Here is a 25,041-nt window from a genome sequence, read left to right as displayed (position 1 = left end):
CATACCAGATACAAACCCAGATAAGAAAGAGCGTTCAAGGGGTTTCATGTGACAGATGTTGTTCTGACCGGCACCGGACTTTATACACCTTCTGCATCCATCAACAACGATGAGCTAGTGGCTTGTTTTAATACCTGGGTGCAAGCTGAAAATGATCGTAATCGTGACGCTATTGCCGCAGGGGAGTGCCAGCCCTTGCAAGAAAGCAGCAGTGCATTTATTGAAAAAGCCTCAGGCATTCGCAGCCGCTATGTGATGGATAAAGAAGGCATTCTTGATCCGGAACGGATGGTACCCCGGCTTCCTGAGCGCAGTAATGATGAGCCTTCTATTCAGTGTGAAATGGCACTCGGTGCTGCCCGGCAAGCACTAGAGCAGGCTGGTATTGCTGCAGAAGATCTGGATGGAGTGATTGTTGCCTGCTCCAATATGCAGAGGGCTTACCCAGCGGTGGCTGTTGAAGTTCAGCATTTTCTTGGGGCTGGAGGTTTCGCTTTCGATGTGAATGTGGCGTGTTCATCAGCCACGTTTGGCCTGCAGGTAGGCCGCGATATGATCCGTTCTGGCAGTGCTCACAGGGTACTGATGGTTAATCCGGAAATCTGCACCGGCCACCTGAATTTCCGGGATCGTGACAGTCACTTTATCTTTGGTGATGCCTGTACAGCAGTCATTCTCGAAAGCAGCGATGTGGCAAAAGAAGGTGGCTGGAATGTGCTGGGAACCCGGCTTTGGACAAGCTTCTCTAACAATATCCGTAACAACGCAGGCTTTTTAAACCGGGCAGCGGAGGAAGGTATTGGTCAGCCAGATAAGCTCTTTGTTCAGAATGGCCGTAAAGTGTTTAAGGAAGTTTGCCCCCAGGTAGCCAAGCAGATTACCGAGCATCTGGCTGATATGGATATTCCTGTGTCTGATATCGGCAGAATGTGGCTGCACCAGGCAAATCTGGCCATGAATCAGCTGATTTCTAAGCGCGTACTTGGTCGTGAGGCTTTGCCGGAAGAGGCACCAGTTACCTTGGATGAATATGCCAACACCAGTTCTGCTGGTTCCGTGATTGCGTTTCATAAATACAGCCAGGATATGGCTTCAGGAAGCAAAGGCGTACTGTGCTCCTTCGGCGCAGGTTATTCCATTGGCAGTGTGATTCTGGAGAAACGTTGATCACAAACTGTCTTTTATTTTGTTGTGTAAAAAATGACCACTGGCATGTTGCACGAATGTTACTAGATTAAATGTAACTGTTTGCTGACGGAAAGGATTCCGCAACATGCCTCGCTCAACCCACTTCTCAAAAACTGCAATTGCGATTGCCGTCTCCTCTGCGGCAGGTTTGTTATCTTCTTCTATTCATGCTGCGCCACTGGTTATCAATAAAACCGGTATGGTGAACAGTGAGGCCAGAATCGGTGCCAGTGGTGATAGCGCGGCTATCAGCCTTGAGAAGAAAACTAATATTCTGTCTGCCAGCCGGTGTAATCAGCAATCTCACACCTGTGTATTTGAGAATAATGCTGCGGTTTCTGCCGGAGATTCAACTTATGCAGTCGAATTAAAATCGGGTGCCTGGTTCAGTGTTACCAATAACAGTGCTATCAGTAATCCCGGTGGAACAGTCATATACTCCAGCAACACGGCTGGAGATTTTGATCTGACTGTGAACGATGCAGGTTCGATCAAAGGTAATGTCGCTGTTAATTACCTGGCTTCAAAGCTGTTTAGTCTGGTTTCGTCTGGAATCATAGAAGGTGATATTTCCGTCGCTGCAGATTCCGATAATGATTCGGTGACATTCACGGGTGGCAGCTATTCAGGAACAATTACAGGCGTTGAACAGGTTCAGTTTACCAGCGGGCAGACAAATGTAAGCGGTAATTTCACACTCTATGGAACGGGCACTCGCTACCTCAAGGTGTATACCGGGGGAGAGCTTGAAACATCAGGCCTCACAGTGAGTGGAGGTGACTTTATTATGTCATCTGGGTCAAAGCTCACTTTTGATCTTGAAGATAATAACAAGGTCAGCTCTGGCAGTTCTGCCGTGGCTATTGATGCCAGTTCAACCACTTCGGTTGATATTGATGATGGTAAGCTCGTTGTGTATCCAGCTGCCTCCCATACCAGCGGCTCTGAAACTTACCGCCTGCTAAGCGTGCCTTCTACTTTGCCGTCGAATGATGTTGAGTTAGCTGTGAACCCTCTCTACACCATTGCCAGGGCAGACTCTGGTAGTGAAGTCCGGGTTACGGTCGCCCGGAATAGTAAAGATCCCAGCGATATCATCACAGAGAATGGTGGCAGCCAGAGTGAAGGCGATGCCTATGAAAAGGGACGTGGTGCTGCTATCGATGCTATACAGTCCGGAGGTTCAGCGCAGGAGAAAGCTGAAAAGCTGCTTGATAACTTTAACAGTAAAACAACAGCAGAAGGAGCTACGCGTTTAGCTAATGAGTTACTGCCCAATGTTACCGGTTCTGCTAAGGATCATGCTTTGAACATGACAACTCAAGTTCATGGTCAAGTCACTGAGCAGATGGATAACAAAACCAAAGGGGTGAATACGGGAGATGGCCTCCGGGACAGCTCTTTCTGGATGCAGGCTCTGCATAATGAAAGCAAGCAGGACGACCGTAAAAAGTCTGGAAGTACGGTGCGAGGCTATAGGAGCCGGGTTAATGGTTTCACTATGGGCCTTGATACCGATTTAAGCCCTGACTTCTTGGCAGGTATTGCTCTTTCCTACGGTAAGGGCGATATCAATAAAAATGATGTTGAAGATGAAACCGACGTTGAAACTTATCTGACCACACTTTATGGGCGCTGGGGTTTGGATGAATACACAGATCTTGATGTGATGGTGAACTACGGCGTTAATAAAAATGACCGCAGGCGGGTGTTTGATGTTGCTGGTAGTAACCTAAATCCTGCCACCTCTGAATTCGATTCAACCCAGTATGGTATCAAGGCTATTCTCAGCCGAAGAATGATGGCGGGCAAGTGGGAGGTGACTCCTATGGCCGGTTATCACTATACCCATTTCACCATTGATGCTTATACCGAAAAGGGCTCTGCTGCAGCTTTGAAAACAGAGAAGCAAAAATACAAAGTTAACGAATTAGGCGCTGGTGTAGGTGTTAGTCGAACATTTGATAGCCGTTACGGCCAATTTATCCCTGAAATGAAAGTGATGGGCTGGCATGACTTTAGCGCAGATCCTGTAGAGGTTGATTCACGGTTTGTGATCGGAGGGGATAACTTTGTCGCTAAAGGTGTAGCTCCCGAAAAAACAACCTGGAACGCCACCGCCGCAGTTACATGGAATCGTGATGAACGATTCGAACTGTCGGCTGGTTATGAGCGCAACTGGAGAAGTGGCTTTCACTCTGATTCCGTGTATGCACGGGTAGATTATAAGTTTTAAAGGTAAGAGTTGAGGTAAAGAGCGTTAGCTGTTTTTGATACTTTATAACTATTCATCCGTTGTCGGGTTTTGAATGTTAGAACAGCTTTTTAAAACAGATAACTGGCGTGTTGGCTTAGTGTGACTAGATTAAATGTAACGACTATTTGACAGAAAGGACTCTGCAATATGGCTACAAAAAATTTCCTTAAATCGGCACTGGCATTAGCTATTGCGTCAGCACCTTTTCATACTGTGCAAGGTGATGGGGGGGTGGAATTAAGCCCTACTCAGCCTGTGATTATTATAAAGTCTGGGGTTGTAAACCGAGAAAATCTCTCAGCAGAAAATGGCGATGCTACGGTCAAACTCAATAAGGTTGATCCCGGATTCGTATTCGGCTCGGGGGCCTGTAACTCGGCTGAACAGACCTGTGTTTATACTAACAAGGGTATTATTCAGGCCGGTGGCGCAACTTATGCTGTGCAAGTTCAGGAGGGTGCCTGGTACAAATTGGTGAATGGAGGTTCAATTCGAAACTCTGCCGGTGACACTATTACTAGTGATCCCAATGCAGGCAATTTCACCATTGTAAACTCAGGAGATCTTTCTTCATCTGGTTTAGCTAAGGTGATTAATCATCAGGCTAATACAGTGTTTACACTGGAATCATCTGGATCAATCACTGGTAATATCGACATCAGTGTTGATAGTGATACTGATACGCTGTCTTTTTCTAACGGCAGTTTTTCAGGGATAGTAAACGGTGCTGAGCAGGTTGACGTGTCAAATGAATTTGGCTCCACAGTGGAAGTGAATGGCGTGGTGAATTTGTCAGGTTCGGGAAGCGATAAATATTTTATTGTCTCCGATAGTGCGGCACTGCAAACCTCGGGGTTAACTGTTAACGGTGCGAACACAACTTTCCAGCCTGGTACACAGCTATTGTTGGAACTGAACTCTGCAACTCCTGGAAGCTCCATTCTGACATCAGATAGCCAAATTGGTGTAGGGGGAACGATTGTTGTGATCCCAGACACATCACATACTGGTTCGGTCAGTTACACCCTTCTCCAGGATACCGCTGGCATTGGTGGGACTAATGCAACACTCGAAGTCATGGATCTTTACACCGTGACAAAAACCTCTACATCCGGCAATCAGCTTGTTGCCACAGTAGAGTTGATCCCGGATAGAGAGCCTGAAGATGTTGCCGGAACAGGGGGAGCCAATGGCAGTGAGAGGCGGGCTTACGGAAGTGGCTTTGACGCAGCTGGTACTGCCTCACAGGGTACTGGAGCGACCAGAGAACAAGGTGAAAAGCTTCGCGATAACTTTTTCCGCCAATACACTCCCGAAGCTGCTGCACGTTTGGCTGCCGAGCTTCTTCCTGCTTTGAACCGCTCCTCTGTTGAGGCTGGGCTGAATGTTGTCACCGTTTCCAATAAGGCTATGGTGAGCCGGATGGACAGCAAGGTGGGCGTTAATACCGGTGATGATATAAAGCCTCATTCATTTTGGATGCAAGCGTTACATAATGAGGCTCATCAAGATGATCGCAGGCATCACAGCAGCACGATCCGCGGATATCACAGTCGTTTGAATGGCTTCACTATGGGTCTTGATGTTGATGTTATGGATCTGGGCACCATTGGTTTCGCCGCGTCTTATGCCACGAGCGATATCAATAAGAATGATGTTGAAGACGAAACCAGTATTGATAGCTATTTGGCAACTCTGTACGGGCGCTGGCAGTTAGCAGATGCACTTTCTCTGGATGTGCTTCTGAACTATGGCATCAACAAAAACGAACGAAAGCGGGTGTTCGATATCACTGGTTCTGATCTGAACCCAGCCAAGTCAGAGTTTGATTCAAAGCAGATAGGTATTAAGGCTATTCTTCGCCATTCTATGGATATTGGGGACTGGGAATTGTCTCCCATGCTTGGTTATCACTACAGCCACTTTACCGTTGATGCCTACGATGAGAAGGGTTCTGCTGCGGCTCTCAGAACGGAGAAACAAAAATACAAAGTTAATGAATTGGGTGCTGGTGCAGGTATAAGTCGGGTTTTCAATACTAAGTACGGGTACTTTACTCCGGAAGTTAAAGTTATGGCGTGGCATGACTTTAGCGCAGACCCTGTAGAAGTGAATTCCAGGTTTGTTGTCGGTGGAGACAGCTTTGTTGCCGAAGGTGTAACCCCAGAAAAAACAACTTGGAATGCCACAGCTGGGGTGACATGGAATCGTGATGACCGGTTCGAGTTTTCAACAGGTTATGAGCGTAACTGGAGAAGTGGTTATCACTCCGACTCTGTGTATGCCCGGGTCGACTATAGCTTCTAATCCCCCCCTCTTTCGTTTGATCAAGAGCGGCTTCGGTCGCTCTTAACTTTTGATCGAATCAGAAAGGAATGAGAGTTATGTGTTCACTTCAGCGCTTGTCTTTCTGGGTAACCCTCTGTTTCTGCATGTTCAGCATGCAGTTTGCTAAAGCCAATAATCCTCTGCGAGTTGATTCTGAAGGATTGGAGTATCTTGAATCTATTACCGGCAGGGCTGGGCAAAATGGAGCGGTTATTTTAACCAACAGTTCATACAGTATTTGGTCACCTCTCACAAATAACTGCTGGATGCGTTGGTTTCCTATTCCCTGCAAATTTTCAAACAGCGGAAAAATTTATTCTGGTGAAGCTATTGCTGCTTTAGCGGTAGAGCCGGAGTCATCCTGGAGTATTGTTAATCAGCAGGATGGCATTATTTCTACTTCAGCAGAAGCGGAGCAAAGCACTGTCGCTTTGCAGCTGCTTTCTGGTGTGGGAGTGGTGATTCTGGAAAATGAGGGACAGATTTCAGCAAAGCCAAATAATGGAACGGCCATCCGGGTTTATAAGCGAGACCCCTTTTATGAAAGTTTTGCTATGAAGTTCCGCTGGAAAAATTCAGGGCTTATCGAGGGGCGCGTTGCATTTAATGTGGGCTCAGAAGGTCGTTTTGAATTTACCAATACAGGTAATGTTTATGGCGATATTCTGGTAATGGACGATGAGGACAGGGACTTTGTTGCTCTAGAAGAGAATGCCAGTTTTATTGGCAATCTGCGGGGAGTGGAAAATCTGTCAATCAACAGTATGGGGACACCAGAAGAGAGAACGACCGGTAATGAAATTCACTGGAGTGGCAGTGTTGAACTCTCGTCATCTCAGCCTCGCTCTGCTGTCAATGTTTCTGCGGAAACTGCGTTAGTGACAACAGGTATTAACATGTTGAACGGTGATTTGATATTTGGTGAAGATGTTAAGCTCAACGTAGAGGTAAATGAAAATCATATATCAGATGCTTCTGTACCCGTAATTCAGTCATCGGGGCGGGTAGAGTTTAAAGGGCATACTCATTTTTATCTGGATTTGAAAAATGTGCGTATACCCGAAAAAAAAGAAATTCAGTTAATTGCTGTGAAAAAGATGAATCTCGAAACCCTGAATATCTCTTTTTACACAGATGAAAGATTCAGTGTGGATATTGTCCGGCTTACAGGGAATGAACTCGTCATCTCCGTTCAGAAAAAACAACCGATCCATGATGAAATCTAAGGTACTGATGTTCTCAAAGGGAGTTGAGAGATGAAAAAGGTACTCGCCATCCTGCTCGTGCTTATTGGGGCGGTGATAGTTGTGCCCTATATCCTGGCACTGGGGGAAGACGATGCTAATGAGCCTGAAGAGTATGAGCAGGAATATGTAGATGAGTGGGATGATGGTTATGTAGATGATGAAGAAGTCGATCTCGATCAAACCTGGGATGATATGGATGAAGTTCAGAGTTTCGATGAGGAAGAAGAGGAAATCAATTACGACCCCTACGGCGAAACTCCTGATGATTTAAATAATGATCCCACAGACGAAGGTGGTGAGGGGGCACCTTCGCGCAGGAAAGATAAAAAAAAGAAACCTGACGATGCTGATGAAGTCGGTGAAGAAATCGATGAAGAGTATCAGCAGGATCTTTATGACGATGATATGGACAGCTACAGCGAATTCACTGATGAATACGAAGAAAATGAAGAAGAGCCGGAGTATGGTGAAGAAGAGTATCTTGAGGAGTATGAGCTAGAAGAAGATGATGGTGAGGAATATTTGGAGGATTATGATGGGGGATATGACGAAACTGATGAAGGATATTATCAGTGATAACGTTTTAAGCCCTGTCATGGTTCTGTAATACAAAGCCTGTAAATTAAGACTTGTGGTCAGTTATGACACAAAAGCTGTTTTGACAGTTTCTGCTCTTATTCAACCGCCATTCCCCCGGCGGTTTTTTTTGTCTGAAATCAGTAAATTGCCTTCTTTTTCGAGAAGCTCCGGCTAGGGTTTGACGAACCAAAAGCTTATGCCTTAACTGGTAAGTAATACGTCTGTTACAGACGTTTTCGTCTTCTCCGATCTCTTCTCGTGCAGCTGTTTGACCCGAAAGAGTGATTGCTAAACACGGATGGTTGGCAATATGGGTGATTCAAGCCGTATTCTGGTGATTGAGGATGATCAACACCAGAGACAGCAACTTCGTACAATACTCGAATTTCTTGGACACGACATCGTGCTCTCCGGAGCCGGTGGTTGGGAAACCCGCATAACAATTGCGCCAGAAGACTGCCTGGCGGTGATTGTTGGGCGTTCTCCCCGTACCCTCGATATTCTTAAACAGTTGAATCGACACTGTCCTGCACTGCCCATTCTGATTAATGGAGCATTCAGTCGCGTTGGCCTGCAGGGAAGCCTGCGCCGCCAGGTTGTTGGTGAGCTGGAGCATCCTCTCACCTACAGTCAGATTGTTGATGCTCTGCATCTGGTTCAGGTCTATAGAATTCACTGTCGTCAGGGCCAGATTCTGGCCGGACATCATGATGCTCAACTGTTCCGGAACCTTGTAGGCAATAGCAGAGCAATTCGTCAGGTGCGAGCTTTGATGGCTCAGGTTATGGATAAGGACGTGAATGTTCTTATCACTGGCGAGTCTGGTACCGGGAAAGAAGTGGTGGCTTGTAATCTTCACGAGCATTCGAACCGTAAAGATGAACCATTTGTACCGGTGAATTGCGGTGCTATTCCTCCCGATTTGCTGGAAAGTGAACTGTTTGGTCACGAAAAGGGCGCTTTCACTGGAGCTATCGCAACTCGCAAAGGCCGCTTTGAACTGGCTGAGGGCGGTACGCTGTTTCTGGATGAAATTGGTGATATGCCATTATCCATGCAGGTGAAGCTGCTGAGAGTCCTGCAAGAAAAGAAGTATGAGCGGGTTGGTGGAACGGCTTCTATTGATGCAGATGTTCGCATTATTGCTGCCACTCATAATGACCTGGAAAAAATGGTGGCTGAAGGGAAGTTCCGTGAAGACCTGTATTACCGTTTGAATGTTTTCCCCATCGAAACTCCATCTCTCCGCCAGCGTTCAGAAGATGTACCGCTGATCCTGAATGATCTGATTAACCGCATGGAACGTGAACAGCGTGGTTCTGTACGTTTCAGCTCAGCTGCTATCTTGTCTCTCTGTCGTTATGAGTGGCCGGGGAATGTTCGGGAGCTGGCAAACTTAGTGGAACGTCTGGCCATTATGTACCCCATGGGGGTTATTGGGTTGGAAGAGTTACCAGGACGTTTCCGCAAAGCGTCCAGTGAGGCGGCTCAGGAATCGGGTGTTGCGGAAATGTTTCCAACCACAATTCAGCCTTCAGGTATGGGTGGGTTGGATGAACTGGCGGTATTGCCGGTGAACGGGCTGAATCTGAAAGAGTTTCTTTCAGATCTTGAACGTAAGTTGATCCGTCAGGCTCTGGATGACTGCAGTAATGTTGTTGCCCGTGCAGCGGATAAACTTCAGGTTCGCCGGACCACTCTGGTGGAAAAAATGCGCAAGTATGGTCTGAACCGCTATGAGCAGGCAGATAATACCTCTTCTCCTTAAGAGTCTTTTGATTTTCGGTTCTTCTCTCGCCTTGGGAGGAGAGCCGGAAGCCACCTCCCAGATAGCTGAACAGGTGGCTTCACCAGAACCTGATGCCGAGCTTGGCATGATGGAACTGTTGAAGATGCTGTTTACCTTTGTGTTTGTTATCTGCCTTATGTTTGGCTTGGCTTGGTGGGTTAAGCGCTGGCGGCCAGAATTAGCTACTGGTCAGGTGGGTTTAAAAACCAAAGCTGTTCTTTCTCTGGGGGGAAGAGATCGAGTAGTGGTGGTTCAGGCTGGAGAGCGTGAATTGTTGTTGGGTGTTTCTTCCGGTCGAATTACTCTCTTGGGAGATTACGACAAGCTGTTGCCCGATCCAGAGGTTAAACCTGACAGCGCGCAAAAATTTCGTGATCTTCTGAAACGTTCCTGATCCTCTCTGAAAGTCTTTCCTGAACAATATCCAGTGTGGCTGAATTGCCATACTGGATATTTTGTATTTACCCTGTCGTATTCTTGAAAAAAACATTTTTCATTTCTCTTTTTCTTGTCTCTTTATGACGGGCATCTGACGTTTTTCTACTGTTGGAAAAGTTCTGTTCGGCAGGAATCTGGCGACGCCAGTTTGACATGTCAAAAAACAGAGAAAATCGAAAGATAGTCTCCCTATGCTGTACGACAGCGGATTTATTTATCTTTGTTATTTTTCTTATAAAACAGTTGGTTATGGTTTTGTGATGAATTTTTAACAGAAAGGTCCAAGTTGGCACGGTCGCTGCAATACCTAGGGTATGCGCGCCAAGGATGGCGCAAAGATCCAACAATAGAGCGGACCGTAAAGGACTATGGATGTGAAACCCGCAAGAGTAATTGCTATTGCCAGTGGGAAGGGAGGCTCAGGGAAGAGCTTTCTAACCCTGAACCTTGCCGAGGCGCTGTCCCGGATGGGGCGTAGGGTCGTTATTCTGGATGCCGACTTTGGCCTCGCCAATATTGAACTGCTGGCTGGCGTTCAACCGGAAAAGTCTGTCGCTGATGTGCTGGCTGGCCGGTGCGACATTACTGAAACCCTGATTGAAGGCCCTGGTGGTGTTCGGATTATTCCCGGAAGCCGAAGTGAGCCTGATATGGCAGCACTTTGTCATGGTCGTCTTTCTGGGCTGATTAATGCCATTGATGTTCTGGCCGGTGATGTTGACTACCTGCTGATCGATACAGCCGGTGGCTTGTCCGCGAATGATTTGCAATTGATTCAGGCTGCCGGTGAGCTGCTGGTGGTTATGACTCCTGACCCTCTGTCACAGGCAGATACCGCTGATTATATAAAAGCATTGCGCGGACATTGTGGAATTCAGCAGTTCGGCATTCTCACAAATATGACCCGCCGTCAGCGTGAAGGTCACACTCTCGTTGAAACTCTTCAGCAACGTCTGGATTTTGAACAGGACCTTGTTCTTCGTCACTGTGGACAGGTGCCGTTTGATCAAGATGTGGCGAAGTGTTGTCAGAACTTCCAGACCATTCTGGAAACCCGCCCGGAATCCCGTACTGCCAGAGCACTGCAAATGCTGGCGGAAACACTGGATCGTCGACGCATCAGCAGCCCGGTTGCTGGTGGTATGACCTTTTTCCTTGAACAGACTGTTAATGCAGGGGGCATGTAAGCATGGAAGCGCTTGTTCACAATGCCAGTGATAATGATGAAAGCAATCGTAAACATCTTTATCAGGTCGAAATCGTTGAGAAACATGCCAATCTGGTGAAACGGATTGCACGACATTTGTCTGCCAGAATGCCCGCCAGTGTTCAGGTTGATGACCTTGTACAGGCTGGCATGGTTGGTTTGCTGGAAGCCGCCGGAAAATATGATGCGGAAAAGGGCGCAAGTTTTGAAACCTTCGCCGGTATTCGTATTCGTGGCGCCATGCTGGATGAAATTCGCCGTGGTGACTGGGGCCCCCGATCCGTTTACAGAAACTCCCGTCGGGTGAGTGAGGCCACACAAATTGTTGAGGCCCGTGTGGGTAGAGATGCCCGTGATGCGGAAGTGGCTGCAGAACTGGATGTATCTCTCGATGATTACTTCAACATGGTTAAAGACCTGAAAGGCTGCCGATTGTTCAGCTTTGAAGATATGTTCGACAGCGAAGAGTCCCGTTTTCAGCGCCCGGGTGATGGTTGTACGCCAGATGCTGATTTGTACGATGAGAAATTCCGCAATGCTCTGATGAATGCCATCAAGTCTTTACCAGAAAGAGAGCAGCTTGTGCTTACCCTGTACTACGATAAAGAACTGAACCTGAAAGAAATTGGCAAACTGCTGGGAGTGAGTGAATCCCGGGTCAGCCAGATTCATAGTCAGGCTGCATTACGGTTGCGTGGACGCCTGCAAAACTGGAAATGATTTCCGGTTTTCAGGTTGTTACAACTCAGATGCTGGGAAAGATGTTCTGAAAGTCGTGACATGTAACAGGGAGGTTGCAATGTCGTATAGAAATACCTGGGCGGTGTTTGGGGTTCTTGTTTCGTGGCTTGGTTTGGCAGGAGTTGTTAATGCCAAAGAAGCACCAGAATCAATCAATGGGGCTGAAACTATTACCACGACTCAGGCTCAGGAGCTCTTTCGCAGTGGTGCCACCTTTATAGATGTTCGTAACCGGCAGAAGTGGCAGTGGGGGCACATCCAGGGAGCGCATCACTTTGATTTGCGTTCAACCTTTGGCTTGCTTCGGCACCCCGGCTTTATCAAGAAAGATCACCCGGTAGTGATTTACAGTAATGGCCCTCATACCATGCGTGGCGCGTTGGCCACCTATATGGCAGCATCCTGGGGGTATGAGAACGTTTACTTTTATCGGGATGGTTACTTTTCCTGGCTGGCAACTGATCTTCCGGTAGCCAAAGCCCAAAAAAGCAGTGCACTGGAAGCAGCGATTATGCAGTCCGCTCCCAGATAAGAGTTCGTGTTTCGTTATTTCTGCTCGATGATAACAGTCGCTTCCCGCATCCGGCTTCCGTAATAGCCAGCCCAGTATTCGCTGTCTTTACCGCTGTCGCTGAAGCGGATGTATTTGGGAAGTCGCTTATAGTTCTTAAATACATGGGTTTCTGTGATCCACTTCTGATCTCCACCCCACTGACAAGGACCTTTGACGATCTTTGGGCCGGTTGTCCAACGGTCGATAACCTGCCGGTTTCCGTCCAGTAAAGTCACAGTCAGGCTGTATTTGTCATTGCCGCAGTAGGTGCGATTGAACTGTTGTCCGACAAGAATACGGGGAACGGATTTGCTTTTTCCCCGGTTGCTTTCAAAGAAACGACCGATATCAATCTCTTGATAACGAGATACGTTGTAATAAGGCGTAGCAAAGAAGCCTGTTGCTGCACCGCCATACCCCCATTTCACTCTGTTGTGAAGATAAGGGCCGCCTGAGCGGTTGTGGCGGCTATCGCTTTTCCAAGTGTTCTCGTAGCGACCATAGTTGTTCGGGTTTTTAATCAGGTTTACATTGTATCCGATCAGGTTATGCCTGAAGCCAATATCTTTGTAGGAAATCTCAATCGGGTCATTACCTTTGGTTAACTCAGCGCCCAGAGTGAAGTAGGGGCCAATGTTGTCATTTCTGCCCACGTCGCCTTTCCAAAGAACGACGGACTTTCGGTTGATGAACCAGAAAACTTTGCCGGGAATCGGGCGAATACCATCATATTTTGACCATACGGCTCTTACGGTCATGGAAGTCCACTCATTCCGCTTTAAAACCTGGTCCGCTTTGACTTTATGAACCAGAGTGACTTTGCCTTTCCCTTGACACTTTCTCGAATCGCCAATGGATGTTTTGCGCAGATCTTTAAAGTCACAGCTCTGTTCAAGGGTCAGGGGTCCAGAGTCGGAGCGGGCAATGAGGGCAAGGAAACCATCACGAATTTCCAGAGTCAGCGGGTCGAAACCGGTTGTCTCAAAAGTTGCACCCTGTTGGATAAGAGAAATGTAATCTGTGCCTTCTTTCAGCCAGACGCTTCCTCGATATTTGCCAGCCAGCATATGACGGTCGCTGTCAGGAGTACCCTTCCATCGGGCAAGTATCAGATGTTCATCATCGGAGGGGATCTGATCCAGACGAATTTTAAAACGGTAGTTATTCAGCGTTCCAGTTTGCGCTCTGCCTGCGCAATGTTTGTAGATCAGCTCTCGGTCTCTTATGAACTGCAGTTTCCGGTCATAGTATCCTTTGAACTGATTGTGCTCCTCTGAGCCAATGAAACAACTGCTCAGCCAACCTTCTTCGCCACTGCCATCGATGCGGATATTGACTTGGTCATTGCCTGTATCGATTTCTGTAACGGTCATTTTTCCGGAAGCCTGACCATCGCTAACAGGCACCATCTGCTTACTGATCCGGCAGCTTGAGTCGGCGTATTCCGAACCAATAAATAAGCGCTGCTCAATCTCTCCTCGGGGATTATCGATGTCAGCGCGACAAACTACTGAGTTTGGCTTTTGCGAGGTTGCTGGAATAGCGGCAGCCTGAGTATTTACTGCAAGCAGTGCGCTGAAGGAAATCAATAGCGTCCGGATCATAGACCTTTACCTGTGTCGGTCATCTGTTACCGGGCGTATCGGCTTTTAAAGGTGTTTTCTTAGAGATGCTGTTTCCCTAAAACAACTGCAGAAACCGTAGTAGATTAGTTTGAACCGTAATATAGTAGCGCTGGTTTTTATCTGGTCTGGAATATCGGTTTGTCTCAGCTTCCCTTCCTGTCTGTCTCCGGGCTGACATGTGAACGCGATGAACGCATCCTCTTTGAATCTTTGGATTTCACGCTGTCGGCGGGTGAAATTCTTCAAATTTCTGGCCCAAACGGGGCGGGCAAAACAACCCTTATGCGGGTTATTGCAGGGCTGTCACTGGATTTTCGCGGGCAGATTAACTGGTGTGATCAACCGGTTGAGCAAGATCGGCCTGGCTTTCAATCCTCTCTCCTTTATATGGGGCATCAGCCCGGCGTGAAATCCACCATGACTCCGGAAGAAAACCTTCAATGGGCCATGGGACTGCACCGTACATTAACCCGGGAAGAAATCTGGGAAGTTTTGGAGAAGGTAAAGCTCCGTGGTTATGAGGATGTTCCCTGTTATCAGCTTTCTGCTGGCCAGAATCGTCGTGTAGCGTTGGCCCGCCTGTTTTTGGCTAAGCAGAAACTCTGGATTCTCGATGAGCCGTTTACTGCCATAGATAAACTGGGAGTAGCCGAGCTTGAGCAAACCTTGGTGGATCATGCCAGTGCTGGTGGTTTAGTGATGATGACTACTCACCATGAAATGAATGTGGAATATTCCGGCTTCCGCCAACTGGTTCTGGGAGAAAAACAATGAGTGTCTCCCAAGGTGTAATGGTTGTCTTAAAGCGGGATCTGAACCTGGCGTTTCGCAACAGGGGGGATCTTATTAATCCCCTGATTTTCTTTATGCTGGTCGCTACGCTGTTTCCTCTGGGAGTTGGGCCTGATCCAGACACTCTTCTGGTTATGGGCGGTGGTGTGATCTGGGTATCTGCGCTTCTGGCTAACCTTCTGGCGATGGACAGCCTGTTCCGTTCCGATTTTGAAGATGGTTCCCTAGAACAGCTTATGCTGGGGCCGCAGCCACTGTGGATGATCGCCATGGCGAAGGTAACCAGTCACTGGCTGGTCACCGGCTTACCTCTAACGCTGCTTTCACCAGTGCTGGCCATTATGTTTGGCTTGCCCGTTGATGCTCTGCCTGCCATTGTTGCCACGCTTATATTGGGCACGCCTTTGTTAAGTCTTATAGGCGCTATTGGTGCAGGTTTGACTGTCGGCTTGCGTAAAGGGGGTATCTTACTTTCCCTGCTTACTCTTCCTCTCTATATTCCTGTGCTGATTCTTGGCACTGGCGGGATTGATGCTGCAGTGAGTGAAATGGCCTGGAGTGGGCATTTGATGTGGCAAGGAGTGTTGCTGGTATTGGGGATTACCTTTGCTCCACTGGCTATATCTGCCTCGCTCAGAGTAAGTATTAGTGGGTAATTGTTAGTGGTTGAGTATTTATTGATCAGTATCAACTAATACAAAAAGTTTGTGGCGCTTCTGGAAATACCGGTATGGACTCAAAGCGCCAAAGCCTTAGAATAGCGACAAATACTTAAAGGGGTGGCTCTGTCTGGCTATGAAGTGGACCTTTTTCCATCGAATGTCATCGCCAAAATGGTTTTATGATTTCAGCGGTAAGTGCCTGCCTTGGGTAGGGATTCTGGCTCTGGGATGTATTGCCACTGGCTTGACCTGGGGTCTTCTGTTTACCCCTCCCGACTATCTTCAGGGGAACAGCTACCGGATTATTTTCCTGCATGTTCCGTCAGCCTCTCTGGCTATGACTGTTTATGTTGGTCTGGCAATCACTGCCGGTATTGGTTACATCTGGAAGATCAAACTAGCTGATATGGCCGTCAGCTGCCTAGCTCCTATAGGTGCATCATTCTGTGCGCTGGCTTTGATTACCGGTTCTATCTGGGGGAAACCAACCTGGGGAACCTGGTGGGTATGGGATGCCCGATTAACCTCTATGCTGATTCTGCTGTTCCTTTATCTGGGGCTTGTTGCTCTTCGTGAAGCGTTTGACAGTAAGGAAACGGCTTCCCGGGCTTGCGCGATTCTGGCTATGGTTGGTTTGGTGAATATTCCCATCATTAAGTTTTCTGTGGACTGGTGGAACACCCTTCATCAGGGCGCAACTATCAAGATGACAGAGAGACCGTCCATGGCTCTGGAGATGTTGGTGCCTCTGCTTATTTCCATTGCAGGCTTCTATCTGTTTTGTCTTTTCGTTTTCCTGCTCAGGATAAGAGCTGAAATTATCAGTCGTGAGCAGCGAACGTCCTGGGTCCGTGGTTTGCTGGGGGCAAAGTCCTGAATGTATTTTGACAGTATTAATGAACTGCTGACCATGGGAGGCCATGGCCCCTATGTCTGGGCAGCTTACGGGATTGGTCTCAGTGTTCTGGCGTGGAATCTGTTCACGCCTATCTTTCAGGGACGTAAAACAGCGGATGCTATTCGCCGCAATGCTCGCAGAGAGCAGATGCGCCATGAACAATTACAACGTGAGGGACGCTAATGAAAGCGGTACGTAAACAGCGTCTGATGCTGCTTCTTTTTATTGCCTGTGGGGTTGCGATTGCCATTGGCCTGGCTCTGACTGCATTACAGGAGAATATTAATCTCTACTTCTCACCTGCTCAGATGCAGCAGGGTGAAGCACCAGCAGGCAGCCGAATTCGCGGCGGTGGCCTGGTTGTGCCTGGCTCGGTAAAGCGCGCTGATGACAGCCTGAAAGTCAGCTTCCAGATCACCGACGGCGGCGGCATAGTTACTGTTCATTTTGATGGCATTCTTCCCGACCTGTTCCGTGAAGGGCAGGGCATTGTCGCTACAGGTAAGCTGGACGAGAAAGGTGAATTCCATGCCGATGAAGTTCTCGCCAAGCATGATGAGAACTATATGCCTCCTGAAGTCCAGGATGCTATCGACAAGGTTCATAAGCCGGAAAAGGCTTATGACAGCGCTCCGGATGCGGAGAAATAGCCATGATTCCTGAACTTGGGCAACTCTCCCTGATACTGTCACTCTGTCTGGCGGTATTGCTGGGGATTCTGCCGTTGGCCGGTACTTTTACCGGCCAGCGTAGCTGGCAGGCTTTGGCTCGCCCTCTGGCAGCCGGGCAGTTTGTATTTATGCTGCTGGCGTTTCTGGTGTTGGTGCAGGCATTTGTCGCAGACGACTTTTCAGTCGCTTATGTGGCTAACAACTCGAATAGTCAGTTACCGACTGTTTATAAGGTCAGCGCGGTATGGGGTGGCCATGAAGGATCACTGCTGCTTTGGGCTTTGATTCTCTGCGGCTGGACTCTGGCTGTTGCCATTTTTTCTCGCGGGCTTCCTCTGATTGTTCTGGCACGAGTGTTGTCTGTTATGGGGCTGGTCAGTATTGGTTTCCAGCTGTTTACACTGCTGACCTCTAATCCATTTACCCGCATCCTGCCTTATGCGCCACCCGATGGTGGTGACCTCAATCCTTTGTTGCAGGACTTTGGCCTGATTGTTCACCCACCCATGCTGTATATGGGTTATGTAGGTTTTGCTGTTGCCTTTGCCTTCGCTATTGCAGCATTGCTGGGCGGGCGACTCGATGCTGCATGGGCGCGCTGGAGCCGGCCATGGACTGTGGTTTCCTGGGTGTTCCTGACATTGGGTATTGCTCTGGGTAGCTGGTGGGCTTACTACGAACTTGGTTGGGGCGGCTGGTGGTTCTGGGATCCGGTTGAAAACGCATCCTTTATGCCGTGGCTTGTAGGTACCGCACTGATTCACTCTCTGGCGGTTTCTGAAAAACGTGGCCTGTTCAAGAGCTGGACGGTTCTGTTGGCTATCAGTGCGTTTTCGCTTAGTTTGCTGGGAACTTTCCTGGTTCGCTCCGGGGTGCTGACATCGGTGCATGCCTTTGCTTCTGATCCTGCTCGTGGCGCATTTATTCTGGCATTCCTGATAGTTGTTGTTGGCAGTTCCTTACTACTGTTTGCGCTTCGTGCACCAGTGGTGAAGAGTAAGAGTGGCTTCTCAATGTTGTCTCTCGAAACCTTCCTGCTGATTAACAATATTATTCTGGTCAGCGCCTGTGCCATGGTTCTGCTTGGGACTTTGTACCCTCTGGCCATTGATGCTTTGGGTATGGGTAAGATTTCCGTAGGACCTCCGTTCTTTAACGCTTCGTTTGTTCCTATGTCCCTGTTGCTGGCACTGACTCTTGGCGTTGGCGTAATCGCTCGCTGGAAAGATAATACTACTGGTTACCTGATGCAGCAGCTGCGCTGGTCTGCGATTGTTGCTCTGGCTCTTGGGCTGGTGGTGGCGTTTGTTGATGGCGACTCTTTCGAAGTACGTACCTTTGTGGTGATGTCGCTGGTGTTCTGGGTCGTTCTTGCTTCCCTGAAAGCCATTCTGAATCGCTGCCGTAATAAAGACTCTCTGCTGGAAGGTCTGAAGTCTGTTCCCCGCAGTGTTTGGGGAATGCATCTGGCTCATCTTGGTCTGGCTGTGGCTATGGTTGGTGTTCTGATGGTATCCATGGACAGCGTTGAAAAAGACCTGCGAATGGAGCCCGGTGATACTGTCACTCTGGGCAGCTACGAATTCCGCTTTGACGGTGTGAAAAAAGTCCGTGGACCAAACTACATCTCTGATTACGGAACCCTGAGAGTTCTCAGAGATGGTCGTGAAGTTGCAGTTATGCATCCGGAAAAGCGCAGCTATAACGTTCGCGGTTCGATTATGACTGACGCTGCAATCGATCCAGGCTTGTACCGTGATCTGTATGCAGCACTGGGTGAAGATCTTGGTAATGGAGCCTGGGCTGTGCGGGTGCAGATTAAGGCCTTTGTTCGCTGGATCTGGCTGGGGGCGATTCTGATGTCTCTGGGCGGTGTGCTTGCCGCATTGGACAAGCGTTACCGTATGCCTGTGCGTCGTCGTAAGACTGCGAAGGCAGCACTATCAACACAAGAAATGATAACCAGTTAACTCGGTGTGTGAATGAGACGCGTATTACTGCTTTTACCATTGCTGGGGCTGCTTGGACTGGGTGTTCTGTTCTTCCGTGGGCTGTCGCTGGATGATTCTGTTCCTTCAGCGCTGGTGTCCAAGCCATTTCCTGAGTTTTCTCTCCCTGTGCTTGAAAAGCCTGGGGAGTCTATGACTCAGGACTCTTTGAAAGGTCAGGTTTCTCTGGTCAATGTTTGGGGCACCTGGTGCCCAACCTGTTATGCCGAACATCCCTATTTGATGGAGTTGTCTGAAAAGGGCGTGGTGATCTTTGGTATGAACTACAAAGATCAGGATGATAAGGCCCGCGCCTGGCTGGATGAGCTGGGCAATCCTTATGCTGCCAATTTTGTGGATGCTGATGGCCGGCTGGGTATTGATCTGGGAGTGCGCGGCGCTCCTGAAACATTTCTGGTCGATAAGTTTGGCGTGATTCGCTACAAGCACGAAGGCGATATCAATGCCCGTGTCTGGAGTGATGTTTTCGAACCACTTCTTGCTGAACTGAAAAAAGAGGGGCAGCTATGAATAAACGTGCCTCTTCATGGGTAGTACTGGTTGCGGCGTCACTGTTTTCCGCCATGACTTTTGCTGCTATCGACACCTTTACCTTCGACGATGCAGCGACTCAGGAACGTTACAAGGTTCTGGTTAAAGAACTGCGTTGCCCAAAGTGTGACGGCCAGAGTATTGGTGATTCTAATGCACCTATTGCAAACGACCTACGTCGCCTGATCTTTCAACAGCTGGAAGACGGAGCTACCGATGATCAGGTGATTGATTTTATGGTGGATCGTTACGGTGAGTTTGTTCTCTATCGCCCTAAAACTACCGGTAAAACTCAGTGGCTCTGGTACGGGCCTATTGCTTTTGGTGTTGTGGGTCTGCTGATTCTGATTACGGTCGTTGTTCGTTCACGACGTCAGAAACAACCAGGTGAACTGGTTGATGATATTGATGAAGAAAAACTGATGAAGGTTCGTCAGATGCTGGATGGTGACAACCAAATGTCTGATAAAACAGGGAGACAGTCATGAGTGAAACTGTAACTCTGTTCTGGGTTGGTGCGGTTGTTCTTATTGTTCTGGCATTAATGTTTATTTGCCTGCCGCTGATGCATTTTCGCCGGAACCCGATACCGGCTGATGAGCTGGATCAGGAGCAAGTCAATCTGAAACTTCGTCAGGATCAACTAGCTGAACTAAAAACACGGCTTTCTTCCAGGCAGCTGACTCAGGAAGAATTTGATAACCAGAAATCTGAACTGGAGCGAAGCCTTCTGTCAGATCTGGAAGGCTTGCAGGCAGATCAGAAAAGTAGCCGGGGCAGCTTGATCGCACCACTGGTGCTCGCTGGGTTTATACCTTTTCTTGCCATTGGGCTTTATTTCCAGCTTGGTGCCAGTGATCAGCTGCGTCAGACCGCAGCCTTGGAAGAACTCTCCAAAGCCCATAACTCTGCTGAAGGTCTGGCAGGTATGGAGCGAATTGTTGAAGAGTGGCCGGAAGACTTTCAGACCCGCTTTGTTCTGGCTGGCTTCTATATGTCTTCCGGGCGTTTCGAAGATGCAGCTCAGCACTACGGTGTGATAGTGAAGCAGACTGGTGGTCAGCAGGCAGAGCCTCTGGCGCAGCAGGCGCAGGCTCTTTATATGGCTAACGATAGCCAAATGACACCAAGGGTTGATCTATTGATCAGGCAGGCACTGAATGTTGAGCCAGAAAACACCACGGCTCTTGGTCTTGCCGGTATTTCTGCCTTTGAATCTGGAAACTTCCCTGAAGCGATCAAGGCCTGGAAAACCCTGCTGGGCTTAACCACGGACCCTGCGGCTCGTGAAGCTCTGGCTTCTGGTATTGCTCGCGCCCAGAATGAATTGGGCATTGAGCCTGAGCAACAACAAACGGCGGAAGCTGGTGTGTCTCTTAAGGTGAATGTTTCTCTGGACAAGGCGCTGGAAGAAATTCCAGACTCTGCCCAGGTTTTCCTCTATGCCCGCAGTGTCGGTTCTCCAATGCCTCTGGTAATTCTGCCGCTGACAGTTGCTGATCTGCCGGGAACCTTTGAGTTGGGAGATGCCCAGGCCATGATGGCTGGCGTAACCCTGACCAACCAGCAGAAAGTTGATGTGGTTGTAAGGGTTTCCCTGACCGGTAATGTGATGCAGCCGGACTACGAGGCCAAGGCCGAAAATGTTGAAGTAGGCTCCGGTTCACTGACCAATCTGGTGGTTGTTCCCGGAGATGCCTAAGGCGTTTCCAGGGAACGTTGATGTTTTTTGAAACATACCGTTACCGGAGGGAGTTGCATTTCGGAAGCCACACCTGTTTTAATGTGAGACGTAGCTTTACAATACCCTGAACTATTGGCTGCACCTCTCTTTCGTGTTTTTATTGAATTGCGAAGGGGATTGCCCTGTCTTCCGGTACAGGAGAATGTCGGGGCGCCACGGAGTCGGCGCTGACAGCCAGCGTATTCATGACTGTCATGATAACAGGATAAAACAAGGGCCCGATGCGTCTTAAATGTATCAAACTGGCCGGGTTCAAATCGTTTGTGGACCCGACAACTGTCTTTTTCCCCAGCAACATGTGTGGTGTTGTTGGCCCCAATGGCTGCGGCAAGTCTAACATCATAGACGCCGTACGCTGGGTAATGGGTGAATCTTCCGCAAAAAACCTGCGTGGCGAGTCCATTACCGACGTTATTTTCAAAGGCTCCAATTCCCGTAAACCGGCAAGTTATGCCCAGGTTGAACTGGTTTTCGATAATCATGAAGGCCGGATTACTGGTGAATATGCCGCATTTAACGAAATTTCCATCAAGCGTCGCCTGACCAGCGATTCTGCGAACACCTATTTCCTGAACGGCAGTAAATGTCGCCGGAAAGATATTATGGATATCTTTCTGGGAACCGGTCTTGGCCCCCGCAGTTACTCCATTATCAGTCAGGGTATTGTTTCCAACCTGATTGAGTCCAAACCTGAAGAGCTACGAGTCTTTATTGAGGAAGCCGCTGGTATTTCCCGTTATAAAGAACGTCGCCGGGAAACAGAAAACAGAATTCGTCGTACCAATGAAAACCTCGAACGTTTAACGGACTTACGAGAAGAATTGGATCGTCAGCTTTCTCACCTGAAACGTCAGGCCGAAGCCGCTGCCCGCTATAAAGAGTACAAGCAGGAAGAGCGCCTTAAAAAAGCCCAGCTTCATGCTTTGCGCTGGCAGACTGTGAATGAAGGTGCGGAATCTCAGAGTCACGCTATTCGCGAGTTTGAAATTCAGTTAGAAGCTGCGATTGCCAAGCAGCGTTCCAGTGATGCGGATATAGAAAAACTCCGCCAGCAGCAGATTGAACTGGGTGACGCGTTTCAGGCTGTTCAAGGGCGGTTTTATTCCACCGGTAATGAAATTACCCGACTGGAACAGACGATTACCCATAAGCGCGAGCGTGCCGGGCAACTGTCCCGTGATCTCGCCGAAGCAGAACAAGCCTTCCAGGAAAACCGGCAACATCTCGAATCAGATAAGCAAATGCTAGCTGATCTTGATGAAGAGCTGCAAGGTATTGAACCAGAGCTGGAGCTGGCTGCCGCTGGCGAAGAAGAACAGACTGAAGCTCTGGAAACTGCTGAGCAGGCCATGCACAACTGGCAGCAAAACTGGGATGCGTTTAACCAACAATCCAGCGAGCCTCGTCGTGTAGCTGAGGTTGAACAGTCCCGTATTCAGCATCTTGAACTGGCTCTTGATCGAATGAGCGAACGGCTGGTTCGCCAGAAAGAAGAACTGTCTGGATTGCAGGGCGCCGGTTTTGATGAAGAACTGGAACCTTTGCGGGAAGAACTGGCTGAACTGGAGTTTCAGTCAGAAGAGCTTCAGGAACGCAGAGATACGCTGCAGGATGATATTCGTGAACAGCGCCAGAATCTTACCAGTCTTGAGCAGGAACGCTCCGCCTGTAGCCGCCTTTTAAATGAATCTCGCGGTCGCCGTGCTTCTCTGGAAGCTTTGCAGCAGGCAGCACTGGATCAGGGTGAAGGTGGTTTACGCTGGTTGCAGCAGAAAGGGTTAGCTAACCAACCACGACTGGCTGAACAATTGCAGGTTTCCGAAGGTTGGGAATCTGCCGTTGAAACTGTACTGGGTGACACTCTGCAGGCTGTTTGTGTTGATGGCTTTGATGATATTGCCGCCGGTTTAAGCGAACTGGAACAAGCCAGTCTGACATTCTTAAGCGGTGAGCATGCCACTGCTCAGCAACCTGCAGGGCAGCTGCCCTGGCTGGGAAATTATGCCAATGGTACTGGCGATCTTCTGGTCGGCATCTATGCGGCAGAGTCTCTGGATCAGGCAATGGCTATTCGTCATAGTCTGGCACCGGGTGAATCGGTTATTACCCGCGATGGTATCTGGCTGGGTCGTGAATGGTTGCGCGTCGCCAAAGAAAGCGATGCTAATGCCGGTGTTCTCGCTCGCCAGCAGGAACTGGAACAGCTAGTTTATGATCTCGAAGCACTGGCTGAAAAAGAAGAAAATCTGCGTATCTCCTTGGAAGAGGGAAGGGATGCAGTTGAGCGTATTGAGTCCGAACGGGAAGAGAGTCAAAGGCAACTCACAGCGCTTGCTTCTCGCCAGAGTGAACTGAAAGCAGATCTCGGTGCACGCCAGGTAAAGCAGGAGCAGGAAGGATTACGTCGCAACCGTCTGCTGGAAGAAATTGCTGAAGCCGAAGAGCAAAGCCAGGTTGAGCAGGAAAACCTTTCTGGTTCACGTTTACGGTTGCAGGAAGCTCTGGATCGTATGGAAGAAGACGCTGAGCGTCGTGAAGAGTTGCTTCTGGAACGGGATGATGTGCGTGCCACGCTGGATCGTATCCGCCAGATGGCCCGGCACAGTAAAGATACTGCTCACCAGCTATCTATTCGTAAGCACACTTTAACCAGTCGTCGTGAATCCATGGTGCAAGGCGTTGCTCGACTTGAAACCCAGGGTGAACGATACGAAGAGCGTCTTACTCAGTTGCGCCACTCCCTTGCGGACAGTGATGAACCAACTGACGATCTGCAGATGGAACTGGAAGAGTTGCTCGACAGCCGTCTGGTGATTGAAGAAGAGATGAATGAATCTCGCCGGCAGTTGGAAAATGTTGAGCATGCCCTGCGGGACCACGAGCGTGGCCGAACCGGTGCGGAACAGGAAGCCCAGACTGTTCGCGAACGTTTGGAAAAACTGCGTATCGACTGGCAAACCCTGCAGGTGCGCAGAACTACATTGCAGGAGCAATTGCAGGAAGATGGTTTCGATTTGCAGACGGTTCTTAGCAATCTTCCCGATGATGCAAAAGAATCTGTCTGGGAAGAGGATTTATCCCGTCTAGAAGCTAAAATCCAGCGCCTTGGGGCAATAAACCTGGCTGCGATTGAAGAGTATGACCAGCAGTCTGAGCGGAAAAGATACCTTGATTCCCAGAATGAGGATCTGCAGAGCGCGCTGGAAACACTGGAAGGTGCAATCCGTCGTATAGACCGGGAAACCCGCAGCCGATTTAAGGCCACCTTCGATAAGGTCGATAGTGGTCTAAGGGAACTGTTCCCAAGGGTATTTGGCGGCGGTCAGGCTTATCTGGAGCTGACAGGAGATGATCTTCTGAATACCGGTGTAACCATTATGGCGCAGCCACCAGGCAAGAAGAACAGTACCATTCATCTGCTCTCTGGTGGTGAAAAGGCGTTGACGGCAATTGCTCTGGTATTTGCCATCTTCCAGTTGAACCCCTCACCCTTCTGTATGTTGGATGAGGTAGACGCTCCGCTGGATGATGCCAACGTTGGCCGATATGCCCGAATGGTTGAAGAGATGTCTGCCAAGGTGCAGTTTATTTACATCTCTCATAATAAGATCGCCATGGAGGCTGCTAACCAGCTGATTGGTGTCACTATGCATGAACCTGGTGTTTCGAGACCAGTTTCTGTAGATATTGAACAGGCCGCAGCCATGGCGGTCATGTAGGTTGAAAAGAAGGAAGAGGCTCATTTGATTTGAGTCATTCCAGCGAAAATAGAGTGGTCTGAG

The 25,041-nt window shown here is 48.9% G+C and carries 21 protein-coding genes; 20 read left to right on the top strand and 1 reads right to left on the bottom strand.

Annotated features, from left to right (window positions below):
• The first annotated feature begins 48 nt into the window (after positions 1-48).
• The 10 genes from ACY2RR_RS13360 to ACY2RR_RS13315 all read left to right on the top strand — a co-directional run bounded on the left by ACY2RR_RS13360 (position 49) and on the right by ACY2RR_RS13315 (position 12,306).
• A complete protein-coding gene (locus tag ACY2RR_RS13360) occupies positions 49-1,167 on the top strand; it encodes a beta-ketoacyl-ACP synthase III (RefSeq protein WP_490108651.1) in 1,119 nt (372 codons plus the stop codon).
• 106 nt (positions 1,168-1,273) lie between these two features.
• Complete coding sequence (locus tag ACY2RR_RS13355; protein ID WP_490108650.1) at positions 1,274-3,424, top strand: autotransporter family protein; 2,151 nt, start codon at positions 1,274-1,276, stop codon at positions 3,422-3,424.
• A gap of 168 nt (positions 3,425-3,592) precedes the next feature.
• The gene (locus tag ACY2RR_RS13350; protein WP_490108649.1) at positions 3,593-5,752 is read left to right on the top strand and encodes an autotransporter family protein; all 2,160 of its coding nucleotides are present in this window, start codon (positions 3,593-3,595) and stop codon (positions 5,750-5,752) included.
• A 77-nt stretch (positions 5,753-5,829) separates the two neighbouring features.
• The gene (locus ACY2RR_RS13345) at positions 5,830-6,999 is read left to right on the top strand and encodes a hypothetical protein (RefSeq protein WP_490108648.1); all 1,170 of its coding nucleotides are present in this window, start codon (positions 5,830-5,832) and stop codon (positions 6,997-6,999) included.
• Positions 7,000-7,029: 30 nt separating this feature from the next.
• Positions 7,030-7,596: a hypothetical protein gene (locus ACY2RR_RS13340; RefSeq protein ID WP_490108647.1), complete on the top strand. Its 567-nt coding sequence runs from the start codon at positions 7,030-7,032 to the stop codon at positions 7,594-7,596.
• Between the two features lie 313 nt (positions 7,597-7,909).
• Positions 7,910-9,367 (top strand): sigma-54 dependent transcriptional regulator, encoded by a 1,458-nt coding sequence (locus ACY2RR_RS13335; RefSeq protein WP_490108646.1) that lies wholly within the window; start codon positions 7,910-7,912, stop codon positions 9,365-9,367.
• The gene (gene fliO / locus ACY2RR_RS13330; protein WP_490108645.1) at positions 9,336-9,782 is read left to right on the top strand and encodes a flagellar biosynthetic protein FliO; all 447 of its coding nucleotides are present in this window, start codon (positions 9,336-9,338) and stop codon (positions 9,780-9,782) included. The genes ACY2RR_RS13335 and fliO overlap by 32 nt, the downstream gene beginning before the upstream one ends.
• A 418-nt stretch (positions 9,783-10,200) precedes the next feature.
• Positions 10,201-11,013, top strand: a complete 813-nt coding sequence (locus ACY2RR_RS13325) for a P-loop NTPase (protein ID WP_490108644.1) — start codon at positions 10,201-10,203, stop codon at positions 11,011-11,013.
• Between the two features lie 2 nt (positions 11,014-11,015).
• Entirely contained in the window at positions 11,016-11,753 is a 738-nt protein-coding gene (locus tag ACY2RR_RS13320) for an RNA polymerase sigma factor FliA (protein WP_490108643.1), read from the top strand.
• 79 nt (positions 11,754-11,832) lie between these two features.
• Positions 11,833-12,306 (top strand): rhodanese-like domain-containing protein, encoded by a 474-nt coding sequence (locus tag ACY2RR_RS13315; protein ID WP_490108642.1) that lies wholly within the window; start codon positions 11,833-11,835, stop codon positions 12,304-12,306.
• A gap of 14 nt (positions 12,307-12,320) precedes the next feature.
• Here the strand turns inward: ACY2RR_RS13315 and ACY2RR_RS13310 are convergent, their stop codons facing one another.
• On the bottom strand, positions 12,321-13,931 hold the full coding sequence (locus ACY2RR_RS13310; RefSeq protein WP_490108641.1) for a heparin lyase I family protein: 1,611 nt from the start codon (positions 13,929-13,931) through the stop codon (positions 12,321-12,323).
• A gap of 159 nt (positions 13,932-14,090) precedes the next feature.
• Between ACY2RR_RS13310 and ccmA the strand changes: the two genes are divergently transcribed.
• The 10 genes from ccmA (at position 14,091) to smc (ending at position 24,978) form a co-directional block, all read left to right on the top strand.
• Positions 14,091-14,726 (top strand): cytochrome c biogenesis heme-transporting ATPase CcmA, encoded by a 636-nt coding sequence (gene ccmA / locus ACY2RR_RS13305; protein WP_490108640.1) that lies wholly within the window; start codon positions 14,091-14,093, stop codon positions 14,724-14,726.
• Entirely contained in the window at positions 14,723-15,400 is a 678-nt protein-coding gene (gene ccmB / locus ACY2RR_RS13300; protein WP_490108639.1) for a heme exporter protein CcmB, read from the top strand. Before ccmA ends, ccmB begins: the two co-directional genes overlap by 4 nt.
• Positions 15,401-15,539: 139 nt before the next feature.
• A complete protein-coding gene (locus tag ACY2RR_RS13295; RefSeq protein WP_490108638.1) occupies positions 15,540-16,283 on the top strand; it encodes a heme ABC transporter permease in 744 nt (247 codons plus the stop codon).
• Positions 16,284-16,487, top strand: a complete 204-nt coding sequence (ccmD, locus tag ACY2RR_RS13290) for a heme exporter protein CcmD (protein WP_490108637.1) — start codon at positions 16,284-16,286, stop codon at positions 16,485-16,487.
• Positions 16,487-16,954: a cytochrome c maturation protein CcmE gene (gene ccmE / locus ACY2RR_RS13285; RefSeq protein WP_490108636.1), complete on the top strand. Its 468-nt coding sequence runs from the start codon at positions 16,487-16,489 to the stop codon at positions 16,952-16,954. The genes ccmD and ccmE overlap by 1 nt, the downstream gene beginning before the upstream one ends.
• A gap of 2 nt (positions 16,955-16,956) precedes the next feature.
• The gene (locus ACY2RR_RS13280) at positions 16,957-18,945 is read left to right on the top strand and encodes a heme lyase CcmF/NrfE family subunit (protein WP_490108635.1); all 1,989 of its coding nucleotides are present in this window, start codon (positions 16,957-16,959) and stop codon (positions 18,943-18,945) included.
• A gap of 12 nt (positions 18,946-18,957) precedes the next feature.
• Entirely contained in the window at positions 18,958-19,494 is a 537-nt protein-coding gene (locus ACY2RR_RS13275; RefSeq protein WP_490108634.1) for a DsbE family thiol:disulfide interchange protein, read from the top strand.
• Positions 19,491-20,003 (top strand): cytochrome c-type biogenesis protein, encoded by a 513-nt coding sequence (locus ACY2RR_RS13270; protein WP_490108633.1) that lies wholly within the window; start codon positions 19,491-19,493, stop codon positions 20,001-20,003. The genes ACY2RR_RS13275 and ACY2RR_RS13270 overlap by 4 nt, the downstream gene beginning before the upstream one ends.
• On the top strand, positions 20,000-21,217 hold the full coding sequence (ccmI, locus tag ACY2RR_RS13265) for a c-type cytochrome biogenesis protein CcmI (protein WP_490108632.1): 1,218 nt from the start codon (positions 20,000-20,002) through the stop codon (positions 21,215-21,217). Before ACY2RR_RS13270 ends, ccmI begins: the two co-directional genes overlap by 4 nt.
• Positions 21,218-21,480: 263 nt before the next feature.
• Positions 21,481-24,978, top strand: coding sequence for a chromosome segregation protein SMC (gene smc / locus ACY2RR_RS13260; protein WP_490108631.1), 3,498 nt, complete (start codon positions 21,481-21,483; stop codon positions 24,976-24,978).
• The last annotated feature ends 63 nt before the right edge of the window (positions 24,979-25,041 follow it).

The organism is Parendozoicomonas sp. 2304DJ65-17, assembly GCF_058148445.1.
The sequence above is the reverse complement of the archived record's forward strand: the minus strand, read 5'-3'. Positions and strand labels throughout refer to the sequence as shown.